Genomic DNA, 15285 nt, shown 5'->3' with positions numbered 1-15285 from the left:
GCATTGACTTGGAATACGACGTTTGAACCGGCAGTCACTGTTTGGCTGACGGGTTTGTTCGTGATTTCGGGTGGTGTCGTGATTACCGTCAGATGAGCCAGATCACTGGTGGCTGCGCCGTACCGATTACTTACCACGACGTAATAATCGCCTGCTTGGGCGACCTGCACCCGATTCAGAGTTAAGAAGGAATTGGTTGCGCCAGGCAACAAGGCACCTGGATTGAAATACCACTGATAGGATAGTGGAACGACGCCAATGCTATTCACTTGGAAGGTGACATTGGAGCCGAGCATCACCGTCTGGCTGGCGGGTTGGTTCGTGATTCCGGGAGGTGTGGTGTCCACGAACAATGATTGCAACTGGAAGTAGGGCAGGGTGCCGTCGGCGTATAGTGTCTTGGGCGTCCCCACTCCCGGGGCAAAGGTAAATAGCGCCGTTTTACCGTAAAAAGTCCCATTGGTTTTATCCGGATTGTTTTGGAAAGCCTCCCAAGTGGCTCCAAATCCGCCATTCCACGCGCGCACTTGGAACGTGGCGGCGTTGGTGGTGGGGGTTTTGAAACCGACCGTGGCTGGGCCGGCATCGGAATAAATTCCTGCGGTGGCCGTCATGGTGATAATACCGTTGGTGTCGGTTGCCAGATTAGAGGTCAACAGCCCGTTGGCGGCCACGCGCCCCAACAACTGGTTCTCGTTGGTGATGCCGACATCGCCGTAATACAACGCAAGACGAAGGTTGGGATAGGTGGCCAGGGTAACGGTTGAAGGTGTGGCGAGGCCGGGCGTATTCAAGGGAGCAAAGATCTTTGAACTGGTGGCATTACGAAAGAAGACAAATCCTTCCGTGGGCGGCGGTCCTTTGAGGCTGAAGGTCATGTTGGAAGCCGTCGCCGAGACGTTCGTGATATCCAGCCCAAGCACTACGCTGGAGTAGCTTTTATTGTTGGGGGTGGTCGTGGCGGTAAACTGGGTTTTGTTTCCCGACCGGAAATAATCATCGTCGTCGCCGCTGTCCACGCTGTTCGCCAGATCCCGCGCGCCGTTGGCTTCCTCCAAACCCACCATATAATGATTTCGGTTGTTATTATCCGCGATCGTTTCATCCACATGCCAGATCAATAATCCCCGGCTGGAGCCCGGCAAACCGGTATCAAAACCCACCCCTTGGCGGTTCTCGATTAAAAAGTATTCCGTGGCGGCGAAGTTTCCGCTGAGTTGATAAATGACCGGCACACTTTCCACCTGCGGCACGTTATAAATTCCGGTATTGCTCACTACGGTGGGCACAACCCAGCCCAGTAACTTTTTGCAATACGCGCTTGGGTGGGAGGGATAGGTGCCATTATCGCCATTCCACAGGCCGCCCGACATCAAACAGAAGTTTCCCACGCCTTCGCTGGTATAAGTGTAATCATACAAATCCGGCAGGCCCAGGAAATGACCCATTTCGTGACAAAAACCGCCGATTCGGAAAAGGCCCCATGAGGAAGGATCGTTGTCCCAACCGCGTTGCTCAGCAACCGCCAGGTAATCCTGCAATTTTTTTCCACCATAAGTGACGGGGGTGTTCAGATTCCATTCATGCGCATAGATGTAATTGGGATCGTTTCCGGTCTGTTCCTCGCCGCGCCCGGCGTGGATGATAGTCAGGCCATCCACCCAACCATCATTATCGCCGTCAACAGTGGTAAAGTCGAATTTGGTGGCGGCCAGTTTGGCGATGGCGTCCTGCACCATTTCCTGGGGGCGCAGATCGTTCCCCGAGCTATCATTGGTGCCATAATATTTGTAGCTGTGGTCGAGCGTCACCCAATCCGTCACCACGGATTCAATCGTCAACTGGTTGCCGGAAGCTTCCCGGTAATAGTCTTGCACCGAGCCGTGCGCGCCATCCACCGCGTAGCCTGGGGTGTTGAGTGCGGCCTCAACGTCTGCTTTGGTGTAGTTGCCTTTTAAATCTGGAAACTGCACCAGGATCACCAGGTTCTTCATCGTACCATGAGTGATCACTGTGCGGCTTGCCGCGGGCGCGAGTTGGCGCGCCTTTTTCGCCGCAGGCGTGAGTTTTACCGTGCTGGTTGGTTTGAGATGCTGGGCCAGGCCGGCTTTTGCCGGGTTATCACGTCCAACGACCAGGCTGGTCGCGGCCAGTACGCCCTTGCTGTCCAGACTTGCATATAGCCAGAAGCCCGAGGCGGCGTCTTTCAGAATGGTGTAACCTGCCGCGTCTTCGTGCCAGTGTTGAAACTCATCCCCGCGCAGAATGAGCTTGATGGTGGAGCCATCGGGTTGGGTAACGGCGGCCGGCTTGGGATGCGCTGGCACGGCCAGGAGATCGAACGCAGACATGGCTAACAAGGCCGCGACGAACCACAAATGGTTTGTCAGCCGCCAACGACAGAGGGCACCCACCAGTTCGGCGAAGTGCCCCCTTTTCCGATTCAGAGCCTTCATTGCAAATAACTGAAGGCAAACATATCAGTTTTATGCAGGTTTTCAATGCTAAAACAGAATTGTTTACCGCTCTCAGAGACGCGGAGTTCGTGAGCTTGAGCTGTCATTGCTGCTGCTGTTGCTGTTGCTGGGTTTGCCGCCATGCGGTGATGACTTTCTCGCACACGGTATCCACTGTTGGATTCAGGTTTTGCTGATCCGGATGCGCGCGCAGCCAGGCCACCGATTCGCGAATGCCGACCTGGAATGGTTTGCGGCAGCAGAATTCGGGTACGAACCGTTTGATCTTGGTGTTGTCAAAAACACCCGGATGCGCTTTGTCGCCCTTCAGATTACCGGAGAATTGCGGTACCGTCTGGCAGATGAATTCGGTGGGCACCTGAATCACTTCCGGAGCCGGAATGCCCAGCGCCGCCGCAATTTCGGCATAGATTTGGTTCCAGGTGAGCACTTCATCGCTGGTGATGTGAAACGCTTCCCCCAACGTTTCCGGCCGGCCCACGAGACCGGCCAAGCCCATGGCAAAATCGGTTGCAGCGGTCAAGGTCCACGGGTTTTCGCCGTCATCGGGCACAAAAACGGGCTTCCCCTGCTCCAACCGTGCGGCAAACGAGTAACCCGAGCTGGAAATGGCGTTGGGTATCCAGTGCCGAGAGTAAGTATGAGACGGACGCACGATGGTCACCGGAAAACCGGTTTCCTCGTGGCGTTGCCGCAGCCACTGTTCGCACTCCACCTTCTTCTGCGCGTACTCCCACCACGCGTTGCCCAACGGCGCATCCTCGGTGATGGGCAGCTTTTGCGGCGGCTTGGCATACACGGTGGCGGAACTGATGAAGAGGTATTGTTGCAGGGTATCCCGAAAGAGTTCGTAATCATTCCGCACATCCGCTAGGTCGTACCCGAGGAAATTAATGACCACCTCCGGTTGAACGCCAGCCAGCGCGGCACGCATGGCGGCTGGGTCTTTCCGATCCGCATGGATGGCCCGGTATGCGGCGGGTACAGAACTTTTACCCCGGCTTACGACCATGATTTCGTGTCTGCGCTCGTGTAGCAACGCCGCGCATTCCGCCGAGATGTTCCCGGTGCCGCCGATAAAAAGTATTTTCATAGCCAAATTCGTTCGCGCTCAGACGGTGCGTAAACTCTCTGAAACCGTCAAGGCTGTAGATATGCAGAAGCTGGGAGGCAGAGCCGTCACGCTCTGGCACTCCAGCCGGGGTGCGGTCCCGTTTTCCCGCGTTTCCGGTGGTCGCGCCCCATTCCCCTCGCGACTGGACCGGCTATTGGCTGTCAATCCTTTGGGATTGAGGGACTGGTGGGGCGCAACAATTCTGAAAGGATTTTGGCACCGGAGCTTGGAGTTGTGAGGCGTGAGGTATCACCGTAGTGGGGGCAGGTTTCCACCAGGTCGCGACGGGTTCTGCCCGTAGCGGGGGGAAGTTCCCCCGGGTCGCGGCGAAGTTCCCCCGGATCAGCGAAGGTTCCCACCGGGTCGGCGAGGGTTCTGCCCGTGGCCGGGGGATTTCCCCCCGGACCGGGGGGATTTTCCCCCGGACCAACGGGGTTTCCCCCCGGTCGGCGAGGGTTCCGCCCGTGGCGGGGGGATTTTCCCCCGGAGCGGGGCGGAGTTCACCGGTAGGCGGGCGGGTTTCGCCGGAGGCGGGGGGATTTTCCCCCCGAGCCGAAAAAACGTCCATTTTCTGCAATTTATGTCAAAAACTGGCCTAAAAGGCCCCGTCCGGCAGGTTTTGCCCGGTCGAACCCTCAAAAACCGCTCGCTACCCACCCGCCGATGTGCGCGTGAGTAACGGCAACAGCGGCTAATGGTCGTGGAAGGAAGGAGCACCCACGTTCAATTTGAAGCAAACCACGGTTGGCTGCTTGCACGGGGCATTTTTCGCAAGAAACTGTTGGCAGGGCCAGTGGTTTTGCCGCATGATTCTCGGCTGGCGCGGGCGGATACGACCGGGCCAGGGTGAAGAAGTGCGACGGGCAAAGCGTCTGAAGCTGGATTATGTGGATTGTACACTTGGCATTGCGACGGCCGTACACCTTTGTGGTGGCGGCGCTGTTGCTATTGCTGATGACGCCGTTTGTGTTGCGGCGGATGCCCACGGATATTTTCCCCGCGATTGACATCCCGGTGGTGAGCATCGTGTGGCAATACAACGGGTTGGACGCGCATGAGGTGGAGCAGCGGATGGTGTATATCCACGAGCGCTCCCTGATCACCACGGTGAATGACGTGGAGCACATCGAGTCCAGTTCGTATAACGGGGTGGGGATCATCAAGGTGTTTCTGCAAGAGGGGGCGAGCGTGGATGCCGGCGTGGCGCAGATCACCGCCATTTCGCAGACGATGCTGCGGTTGTTGCCGCCCGGGCAGATGCCGCCGCTGATTATCCGCTACAACGCTTCCACGGTGCCAATCCTCCAATACAGCCTCAGCAGCCGCAAGTTGAGCGAGCAGGAGATTTTTGACCTCGCGCAGAACCAGGTGCGCGTCGGGTTGTCCACGGTGCAGGGGGCGTCGGTGCCGTGGCCTTACGGCGGCAAGATTCGGCTGGTGTGCGTGGACTTGGACCTGACGGCGATCAAGGCCAAGAATCTCTCGCCGCAGGAGGTCGTCGCCGCGGTGAATGCGCAGAATCTGATTTTCCCCTCCGGCACGGCCAAGATCGGGGCGACGGAATACGATATTGATGTGAACACCAGCCCGCTGGTGCTGGATGAGTTGAACAATCTGCCGGTGAAGAAGGTGAATGGCGCGACGATTTACCTGCGGGATGTGGCCCAGGTGCGGGATGGCTATTCGCCGCAGGTGAATATTGTGCGGCAGGATGGCGTGCGCGGGGTATTGTTGACGGTGATGAAGAGCGGGGTGGCCAGCACGCTGGAGGTGGTCGCCGGGGTGAAGAAGACGATGCCGTATATCCGCACGACGGTGCCGCCCGAGATGGACATGAAGGAGTTTGCCGATCAATCGGTGTTCGTGCGGGCGGCCATTAACGATGTGGTCAAGGAGGGTGTCATCGCCGCCGCGTTGACGGCGTGCATGATCCTGCTCTTTCTCGGTTCCTGGCGCAGCACGTTCATCATTGCGCTCTCCATTCCGCTCTCGGTGCTCAGTTCCATTGCGGTGCTCTGCGCGCTGGGGGAGACGATCAACCTGATGACGCTGGGCGGGCTGGCGCTGGCGGTGGGCATTCTGGTGGATGACGCGACGGTGGCCATCGAGAACATTCATTGCCACATGGCCACCGGGCAACCGCTGGAGGATGCCATCCTGGCCGGGGCGGCGGAGATCGCGCTGCCGGCGTTTGTCTCGACGCTGTGCATCTGCATCGTGTTCGTGCCGATGTTTTTCCTGACGGGCGTGTCGCACTACCTGTTCGTGCCGCTGGCGAAAGCGGTGGTGTTTGCGATGCTGGCGAGTTATGTGCTCTCGCGGACGCTGGTACCCACGCTGGTCATGTGGTTTTACCGGAATGTCCGGTTGCACGGCGAGCATGTGGACGAGCAGAAAGCGTCCATCCTGGTGCGTCCGTTCATTGCCATTCAACGGCGGTTTGAAGCCTGGTTTGCGGCGTTTCGCGACGGTTACCGCCGCCTGCTGTCGGCGTGTCTGGAGAAGCGCGCTGCGTTTGCTGCCAGCTTTCTCTTCTTTTGCGTGGCGTCGTGGTACCTGACACGGTTGCTGGGCGAGGATTTCTTTCCGGCGGTGGATGCGGGGCAGATGCGCTTGCATCTGCGAGCGCCGAGCGGTGTGCGCATTGAGGAAACGGCCCGGTTGGTGGATCAGGTGGAGGAGGTTATCCGCCAGGAAATCCCGGCGGGGGAATTGGCGGGCATGTTGGACAACATTGGCATGCCGTCGTCGGGCATCAACCTGACCTATAACACCGGGGGCATTATCGGGCCGGGCGATGCGGATATCCAGATTGCCCTGAAAGCCGACCATGCGCCGACGCCTGAATATATCAAGCGGCTGCGGTTGCGGTTGAACCGGGAGTTTCCCGGGACAATGTTCTATTTCCTGCCGGCGGACATTGTGAGTCAAACGCTGTATTTCGGGCTGCCCGCGCCGTTCGATGTGCAGGTCGTGGGCCGCGCCCAGGCGCAGAACCGCGCCATCGCGGCGCGGTTAGCGGAGAAGATTCGACAAATTCCAGGGGCGGTGGATGTGCGGGTACACCAGCCTGGTGACCGTCCGCGATTGGGTATCGAAGTGGATCGCACCCGGGCCGCCGAGCTTGGGTTGACGGAACGGGATGTCGCCAACTCCGTCTTGCTCAGCTTGAGCGGCAGCAGCCAGACGCAACCCGGGTTCTGGCTGAATCCGCGCGGTGGCATCCAGTACGCCATCAATATTCGCGCGCCGGAACACGCGGTGGATTCGTTGGCGGCGCTTAACGGCCTGCCGATCAGCGCCAGCCTGACGCCGGAAGGCAGCATGCAGGTGCTCGCCAACGTTGCCACGATCCACCGCACCAACGGCCCCCCGGTGTTCTCGCATTACAATGTGGCCCCGGTCATTGATATCTATGGCGGCGTCGAGGGGCGGGATCTCGGGGGCGTGCTCAAAGAAATCGAACCGCTCCTCGATCAGGCCCGGAAGGAACTTCCACGCGGCGGGTACATCGTCTTGCGTGGGCAGGCTGAAACGATGCGGCGCAGCTATATTGGCCTGGGCATCGGGCTGCTCATGGCGACGGCGTTGATTTATCTCCTGCTGGTCGTGAACTTTCAGAGTTGGCTGGACCCGTTTATTATTATCAGCGCGCTGCCGGGGGCGTTGGCTGGGGTCATCTGGGCGTTGTATCTCACGCAGACGACGACCAGTGTGCCGGCCCTCATGGGGGCCATCATGAGTCTCGGCGTTGCCACCGCCAATTCCGTGCTCGTCGTCAGTTTTGCCCGGGATAATTTACTGCGCGGCATGGAGCCCATCGCCGCCGCGCTGGAGGCCGGTACCGGGCGGCTGCGTCCGGTGATGATGACCGCGCTGGCGATGATCATCGGCATGTTGCCCATGAGCCTCGGTCTGGGCGAGGGCGGCGAACAGAATGCCCCGCTGGGCCGTGCCGTGATCGGCGGGCTGCTCGTGGCGACGCTGGCGACGCTGCTGTTTGTGCCGGTTGTCTTCAGCCTTTTGCGCCGACGGCTTCCGGCGGGCCTGCCACCCGCTGCTCCGGCGAATACTCCAATTGTTTCTGCGACATGAACGCGAATCCCCCTCCATCCAACGCCCCGTCCGGTTCCCGCTTGGGACTGATTGCCGTGGTGGCCATTATTTTGATCCTGCTGGCCGGCGTCGCCGGTTATCTGCCGCGTCTGCAAGCCCGGCAGGAATTGGTCCGCCAACAGCGCGAACTGGCGGTGCCCACGGTGACCGTTATTTCCCCCACACCGGGTAAGGCGCCGGTCGCGATGGCGTTGCCCGCCGAACTGAGGGCGTTGACGGAAACCGCCGTGTATGCGCGCGCCAGCGGGTATCTCAAGCGCTGGCTGGTGGACATGGGCGACCAAGTCGAGACGGGGCAGTTGCTGGCCGAAATTGACACGCCGGAACTGGATCAGGAGCTGGCGCAATCCCGGGCGATGGTGAACCAGACTGACGCAAGTCTCGTGCTGTCACTGGCGACGGCGGCGCGCTGGGAAGAGCTGTTCAAGACCGCCAGCGTGAGTCGTCAGGAAGTCGAAGAAAAACAAGCGGACCTCGCTTTGAAAGTCGCGACTGTCGAAGCGGCGCGGGCCAATGTCCGCCGACTCGAAGAGATGAAAGGCTTTGCCCGGATCACCGCGCCGTTTGCCGGTCGGATCACTGCGCGGCTCACTGACGTTGGCCGCCTGGTGACCGCCAGCGGCGGCACGGAATTGTTTCGCCTCAGTCAGATGCGCACCTTGCGGGTTTTCGTGCGCGTGCCGCAATCCCTGGCGCGGGCGATCACGCTCCACCAAACCGCCGAACTCACGGTTTCGGAATTGCCGGGCCGCAGCTTTGCCGCCAGCGTGGTGCGCACCGCCGGTTCGATGGACGCCGCTTCGCGCACGCTGCTCACCGAACTGGAAGTCCCGAATGAACGCGGCGAACTCATGGCTGGCGGCTTCGGGCAGGTGCGCTTTACTGATGCCAAACCGGACGCGGTTCTGACCATCCCGTCCAACGCGTTGATCTTCCAAGCCAGCGGCCCGCAAGCCGGGATTGTTGGCGCGGATAGCAAGGTTAGCCTCCGACGCATCACGTTGGGGCGCGATTTCGGCACCACGATTGAAGTGCTCGCCGGGTTGGACCTCAAAGACCGCGTGATTCTGAATCCCTCCGATTCGCTCACGGATGGTGCCGTCGTGCGGCTTGCCCAAGCGTCACCGGAAGCCGGGAAGAAATAACCGGCGGCTCCCCGCGTCATGGTGGAAACTTTGATTCTCTGCGGGTTTGCGTTCCTGGCCGGATTGGTGGATGCCGTGGCCGGCGGTGGCGGGTTGATCCAGCTTCCAGCGCTGTTGCTGGTCGCGCCGTCCGCCGCAGCGGGCAGTCTGGCTACGCTGCTGGGCACCAATAAACTTTCCTCAATCTGCGGCACATCCGTGGCGGCCATCCAATATGCCCGCCAGGTGCCGATTCATTGGCGCATGGTGGTGCCGGCGGGAATCGCGGCGTTCTTTGCCTCGTTGTTTGGGGCGGTGCTTGCCACCAGCACGCCCTCGGCCTCCCTTAAACCCCTCGTGCTGGTACTTCTGGTTATCGTGCTTGCCTATACGCTTCTCCAGCCAGACCTGGGCAACGTCCATGCGCCCAAATGGGACGAGCGGCGACAGCTCTGGGTGGGGATGGCGTTGAGCGCTGTTGTCGGTCTCTACGACGGTTTCCTCGGGCCGGGCACCGGCAGCTTTCTGATCTTCGCGCTGGTCGGCATTTTCGGCTTTGGCTTCCTCGAAGCTTCCGCCGCCGCCAAGATCATTAATGTGGCCACCAATCTTTCTGCCATCCTGTGGTTCGCATCCACCGGGCACATCCTCTTCACGCTGGCGCTGCTGATGGGAGTCTGCAACCTGATGGGCGGGTTGCTCGGTGCCCGCCTCGCAATCCTCAAAGGCAACCGCTTCGTGCGGTTGCTCTTCCTTTTGGTGACTTCAGCGTTGATTGTGAAGATGACTTGGGACTTCCTGCGTTGACCCGCAGTTCGGTTCCATTTTGGGCCGCTTTGGGCTGCTTGGAAAAAACCGAATTCCGAACGAATCAGCAGGGCAAGGTGGTGCGGGCGTCCCGCCCGTGAGCATGTCCCCGGCAACGCCCGCTGCCCGCGTTCTCCACAAAGTACGGGCTTGATTTGGTTGGAGGGCTGGTTGCATAGTGTTGAAAACCTGTTGTGAATACGATGAACTCAAAGAGAGATTGGGCAGCCGGGCTGATCGTCTGGCTGGTGTTGCTGACCTTGGCTCCAAGCGGGATGAGCGCGGAGAAACTGCGCCTGTTGATTCTTTCCGGCTCGCATCCGTTCCAGACGAATGAATTCTTCCAGTTGTTCAAGGATAATCCGGAGGTCGAGTTCACCGCCGCCGCGCATCCGAACGCGCACCCGTATTTGCGCCCGGAGGCCGTCAAGGCGTTTGATGTCATTGTGCTCTACGATTATTGGCAGAAGATCACGGAGGAGGCGAAGGGGGATTTTGTCAACGCGCTGAAGTCCGGCAAGGGGCTGGTGATTCTGCATCATGCGGTGGCGGATTATCAGGCGTGGCCGGAGTATGAGAAGATTCTTGGTGGCCGGTATTACATGGCGCAGAAGACGGTGGTGAACGGGGTGGAGAAGCCCCGCTCGAAAGCCAAGCATGGCGAGGATATCAAGGTGCAGGTGGCCGATCCGGAGCATCCCGTCACGCGGGGGGTGAAGGATTTTACGATCCGCGATGAGAGTTACTTCGGGTACGACATCCAGCCGGATTCGCACGTCATCCTAACCACCGATCATACCAACAACTCGCCGCATCTGGCCTGGACGCGCACGTATGAGGCGTCGCGCGTGGTGTATTTGCAGTTGGGCCATGATCGGTTTGCGTATGAGCATCCGAGTTACCGGCAGTTGGTGGCCCAGGCCATCCGCTGGGTGGCGCGGAAGGAGTAAGGCCTTTGTAAAATCAGTTTTAGATAAACCCCAAACCCAAATGAAAGAAAATACTATGAAACGAATCGTTGGTTGCCTGGCTGGTTTGCTGTTGGCTGTGGCGTTGCCGGTGGGCGCGCAAACCGCTGAAACTGCAATTGTACCCAAAGCGAAAGTGGAACTGTTTAATGGCAAAGACCTCACCGGTTGGGTGGCCTATCATAAGACCAATGTGGCCGTGTCGTCCGTCTGGTCGGTAAAAGATGGTCTCTTGGGTTGCGTGGGGAAACCCAACGGTTATTTGCGCACGGACAAGGCCTACGCCAATTATAAGGTGACCGTGGAATGGCGATTCGCCAAGCCCGGAAACACCGGCGTGCTGGTGCACATGAACCTGCCGGAAAAGGTCTGGCCGCTTTGCGTGGAATGCCAGGGGATGCACAAGGCGCAAGGGGATATGTATTTCTGGAGCGGCGCCAAATGCAATGAACTGGTCAAGCCGCCGAAGGTGGGCAGAAAAGCGCCGGATGCGGAAAAGGCGGTCGGGGAATGGAACCTCTACCAGGTGGTCTGCGCCGGGGACACCATTACCATCCTGGTGAATGGCACTGAGATGAACAAGACCACCGGCGGGTCCATTCGTTCCGGGTTTATCGGCCTCCAATGCGAGGGGGCGCAGTTGGAAGTGAAGCGCGTGACGCTGGAGCCGCTGTGAGCGTTTGAACGTATCGAGCACCATGAGTGGTGTCCAATGAACCATGCCGATTGGGCTTGATTTTGGAATGTTAGACAGGTGTGCTGGACACCATGAAAACTGCGACAACGCGGGAATTTTATCATACGCCGTCCCTGGTCAAATCAATGCGCCCAGGGCAAACGGTGGTAGTGACTGACGCTGGCAAGCCCTCCTTTACGGTGATCAAGGCGGGTACGCGTCCTAAAAGGACGCTGGAAGATTTTGAACGGGAAGCCCGGGCGATTTTTCCGGACAAACGGCCCCCAGTGAACCTCACGGAAATAATGAAACGAATGAAACAATGACCATCTATCCTGATACCAGCGTCATTGTGGCATCGCGTGTGACTCATGACACATTTTTTCATCCCGCGACGAAGTTATTTATGGATGTTGGCTGCGAACCTCTTTGTGAGCTTTGACGATGATCAGGTCGCCCTTGCCAAGGCTGCCGGAATGACAACAAACAACCCGGCCATGGAATAGTCGCCTTGATTTTGGTGACTTAACGATCATGGTAAGTAACGGAGCTTGGCTTGCAGTTCAGTGGCGGCAGCTTCGGACAGCGTCGTCAGGATCACCCATTCCCCGTGTAGCCAGAGAGTCAGTGGGCCGCTGGATTCTTTCTGGAAACCGGCAGGTGGCTGAGTGCCTTTCCAGACCGCGCCTGCTTTCTGGAGCTTGGCGGCGCTGGCGATTTTTGGGGCCGCTTGGGTGGCTTGCGCGGCAGACTCGAACCGGGCGCACCAGACGGTGTTGCCATAAGCGCGACGGTGCAGCCCCCCGAGGTAATGCTCGTAGGCTTTATCCGCACCCGCGCCGTCCCAAGCGCCGGGCATCAGGTATTTGGCGCGCCAGATTTCCTTGGGCGATACGCCCGCGTCCGCCAGTACGCCGCGATATTCATCCTCGCCCGCTTGTGCCCAGCCCATGCGCCTTGCCTGCTGAATCTGCGCCGGGAGCCAGGCGGGCGCGGCGAAGCCGGGCGGCAGCGGGTCGCGATCCAGCAGCGTGGTGGCTGGACGTTTCCATCCGGGCGCGGCCACGACGCCGTTGACGAGACTCTGTTTCAGGAAAGCGTCAGCCGCGAGCGCAACTCCAGCGGGCGTGGTGCCCGTGATGGTCACGACTTCGGTCTCGTAGGGGGCGCGTGGAATAAACCGACCGTGCAGAAACGGATTACGGTCGCTCTCGATGTAACCAATGTCCCCGCGCAGGTGGCCGAAGCCAAAGATATAGAGCCCGCCGTCTTCCGCGCGCGCCTCCCGCTGCCAGGCGGCGCGGATCAGCGGGTCGTCGGGCAGGCCGATGATGACGAGGTGATCCAAGGCGCGCACCTCCGGTTTGCCCGCCACGAGGGTCTTCGTGTCGGCGAGAGTGGGCATTGCCGCACCGCACATGGCGGCGAGCAGGGGGTGCGTCTTGGCGGCGGCAACCATGGCGTCCGCCGCCCGTCGCACCGGCTCCGGTGCATCCGCGGCCACGCAGATCTTCAGCCCGCGTGCCGGAGTTTCCGCACGCAACCCGGCGGGCCACCCGCCCAGCAGCGTGATAGACACGATCATCGCCGCGGCGCGGACGGCGTGGGTAAAGAATGTCATGGCGTAAGGGGAGAGGGTTTTCATCGGGCAAGCTCCTGTACGGCGATCAGCGTTCCGTCGCCGGGGCGTAGGGGGAGATCAATGACCCAATCGGTTCCGTCCCGGCGCACCATCAAGGAGCGATGGTCGTTGACGTCCACCGCATCGGCGTGGACGGTTCCCGCGCTGGCGCGCAGCCGAACCGTGACGTTGCGTCCCTGCTCCCGCCAATCTTCCACGACGATATAATTCATGCCTTGCGAGGTGAAGCCGTAGCCGGCGGTGCCCGGCGGGAAGACCAGCGGGAGCTGAAGGTGTTGGCGCATCGCCTCGGCCAGGAACGCCGTTTGCGTGGTGTTCAATTCGTCGCACGGCGTGGCCGCGAACAGCGTGAGTGGCGCGGCGACGAGCGGTTTGCCGGCGAGTTCGCCGATGCGCGTCCCCGCGGCCGGTGAGCCGTCCGGGTTGACGCCGAAGAGATCGCCCAGCGCCTTGGGCAACGCGCCGCAGTTCTTGCTCGTGAAGGCCGCCAACGGCACGCCGCGTTGCTTCAATTTCCGCAACGCCGCAATTTCCTCGTTGCTGAAGAGATCCACGCCCACCAGCACCAGCGGGGTCGCGTTGGTCCATTGGTCCAGGGTGCCGACGTTGGCCGAGAACGGCACGCTCACGCCCACCTCGTGCAACCGCCGTACCGTTCGGGCCGCGCTGCGCACCTGTTCATCCGCCTCGCTCGCACCCCAGCCGCCGCTGCCGCTGAAGGCGGCGCGCTCGGGATCGGCAAAGCGCGCCGTGCTGATCACCACGCCCGCGCCAATCGGCGCTTCCGGCGCGATCAGGCTGTGGCGTTCCTGCACGCGCCAGTATTCCTGCCAGTCGTTCTGCGTCATGGTAAAGGCAAAGCCCGCATTGGCGTTGTAGGCGTACGTGTGCATGGAGTGGTACGCCCCGTCGCGCCCGATGACCGCGCGCCACGCCCGATCATACAGATGCCGCCGCGAGGGCTCGGTGCAACTGACGGGATTGTGCCAGTGCGGATTATCCAGCACCGCCGAGTCGAAGCCCCATTGCAGCAGCGTGGACATCGCCCAACTGGGATTGAACGCCATCACACCCATCTGCCGCCCGGTCGTCAGCGGCACGCTTTCTTCCACCATCCCCCACGTCGAATCGTCGCTCTGGCCGCGGATGACCTCCGCCAGCACCGCTTCATATTTCGCGGGCACCAGCGGCGAGCCCTGCGCGGTGATGATCACCCGCTTGCCTTCGGCGGCGAACGCGTCCCGCAGATTTTTCACGGCGTGGACATACCGTTCCAGGTGCCACGCCTGCCAGCGGTTCTCGTGCTGGCTGTGAATCTCGGCGACCAGTTCCTTGCGCGTCTTCCCTTGCAGGCCCGGCTTGCCGCTGGCGCGCAGGAACTCGTCGAACTCGATGAAATCCGGCCAGCCGTGCAGCGCGTCCACCTCGGGCGCGGTATCCCAGCGGTCGGAGTGCGCGAGGATCGCCACGGGCGAATCCTTCCAGCGCCGGTCCTCTTTCATGCGTTTGACGATCAGCGCCGGGGCGAGGTTGTAGAAGTATTCGCCGTTGGGGAAGGAGCGCCATGGCGTCGAGTAATGCCGCATATCGCTCTCGCTCAGGTAAAGCCGGCCCGCCTCGGTCTTGGCGTTTTTGCCCAACTGCTTCAACTGCCGGCTGTACGCCCAGACCAAATCGTCGGGCTGTCCCCAGCCAGCTCCGACCTCCTGGGTGCCGGGGCCGTTATCCAGGACGTTGCGGAAACCGCGCGTCACGATGAACCCCAGATCGGGCGCGTTGGCGGGCTTGAGGTCTTTGAACGGCGTGAGCGGATGAGTCGGCGCGATGGCCAGGAACGGGGTGGACGCTTCCTGCCCAACGAAGGACGCCTCGATCCGGTAAAAGCGCGTGCCGCCACTGGCGGGGATCGTCAGCGGGAAGGGCAGCCGTTGCATGACGCCCGGTTCGGCGGTGAGGCTCTCCCGGGCGATCAGCTTCACTTCATCGCTCAGCGCATCGCGCAGCATCACCGTCAGCGTGCCGGTCTGGCTGGGGGGCAGGGCCCCGGTGGCGCCCAGGATGCGCACCTCGGCCAGCCAGGGCGTTTCGCGCTTGCGCTCGCCGCCGGGCAGGGGAATCGGTTTGGCCACCCACGGCAACCGCACGCGGATCACCTTGGCGCGGCGCGGCGCAAACGTGAGGCGCACCTCGCCGGCCTCGCTCACGAACCGCTGATCCAGGCCCTCGGCCCGCGCCACCTCCTGCCCATCCGCTTCAATCATCGCCGCGCCGGGATTATGCGTGAGATAAAAGCGGAAGTTATCCGGGGTAAACCCGCCCGTGATTTGGGAAACTTTTGAATTGGTTTGAGAAACTCTTGGT

At 60.7% G+C, this 15285-nt stretch carries 9 protein-coding genes; 5 read left to right on the top strand and 4 right to left on the bottom strand.

Translation table 11 applies throughout. From position 1 onward, the window contains the following. Positions 1-2351, bottom strand: a 2351-nt coding sequence (locus WCO56_24635) for a M6 family metalloprotease domain-containing protein (GenBank protein MEI7732782.1), incomplete at its 3' end; no start/stop codon positions are given. A 208-nt stretch (positions 2352-2559) separates the two neighbouring features. Beyond that, on the bottom strand, positions 2560-3570 hold the full coding sequence (locus WCO56_24630; GenBank protein ID MEI7732781.1) for an NAD-dependent epimerase/dehydratase family protein: 1011 nt from the start codon (positions 3568-3570) through the stop codon (positions 2560-2562). Positions 3571-4476: 906 nt separating this feature from the next. On the opposite strand from WCO56_24630, the gene WCO56_24625 reads away from it, so the two are divergent. The 5 genes from WCO56_24625 (at position 4477) to WCO56_24605 (ending at position 11282) form a co-directional block, all read left to right on the top strand. After that, positions 4477-7686, top strand: a complete 3210-nt coding sequence (locus tag WCO56_24625) for an efflux RND transporter permease subunit (GenBank protein MEI7732780.1) — start codon at positions 4477-4479, stop codon at positions 7684-7686. Beyond that, positions 7683-8852, top strand: a complete 1170-nt coding sequence (locus WCO56_24620) for an efflux RND transporter periplasmic adaptor subunit (protein MEI7732779.1) — start codon at positions 7683-7685, stop codon at positions 8850-8852. Before WCO56_24625 ends, WCO56_24620 begins: the two co-directional genes overlap by 4 nt. An 18-nt stretch (positions 8853-8870) precedes the next feature. Then, on the top strand, positions 8871-9638 hold the full coding sequence (locus WCO56_24615; protein MEI7732778.1) for a TSUP family transporter: 768 nt from the start codon (positions 8871-8873) through the stop codon (positions 9636-9638). Positions 9639-9841: 203 nt separating this feature from the next. Next, entirely contained in the window at positions 9842-10588 is a 747-nt protein-coding gene (locus tag WCO56_24610; protein ID MEI7732777.1) for a ThuA domain-containing protein, read from the top strand. A gap of 55 nt (positions 10589-10643) precedes the next feature. Next, a complete protein-coding gene (locus WCO56_24605) occupies positions 10644-11282 on the top strand; it encodes a DUF1080 domain-containing protein (GenBank protein ID MEI7732776.1) in 639 nt (212 codons plus the stop codon). A gap of 532 nt (positions 11283-11814) precedes the next feature. Here the strand turns inward: WCO56_24605 and WCO56_24600 are convergent. After that, positions 11815-12927: a hypothetical protein gene (locus tag WCO56_24600; protein MEI7732775.1), complete on the bottom strand. Its 1113-nt coding sequence runs from the start codon at positions 12925-12927 to the stop codon at positions 11815-11817. Then, a partial coding sequence (locus WCO56_24595) for a hypothetical protein (protein ID MEI7732774.1) occupies positions 12924-15285 on the bottom strand: 2362 nt, incomplete at its 5' end. The genes WCO56_24595 and WCO56_24600, both read right to left, overlap by 4 nt.

The organism is Verrucomicrobiota bacterium (assembly GCA_037139415.1).
Classification (GTDB): domain Bacteria; phylum Verrucomicrobiota; class Verrucomicrobiia; order Limisphaerales; family Fontisphaeraceae; genus JBAXGN01.
Note: the sequence above shows the minus strand (reverse complement) of the source record. Positions and strands in the feature narration are given on the sequence as shown.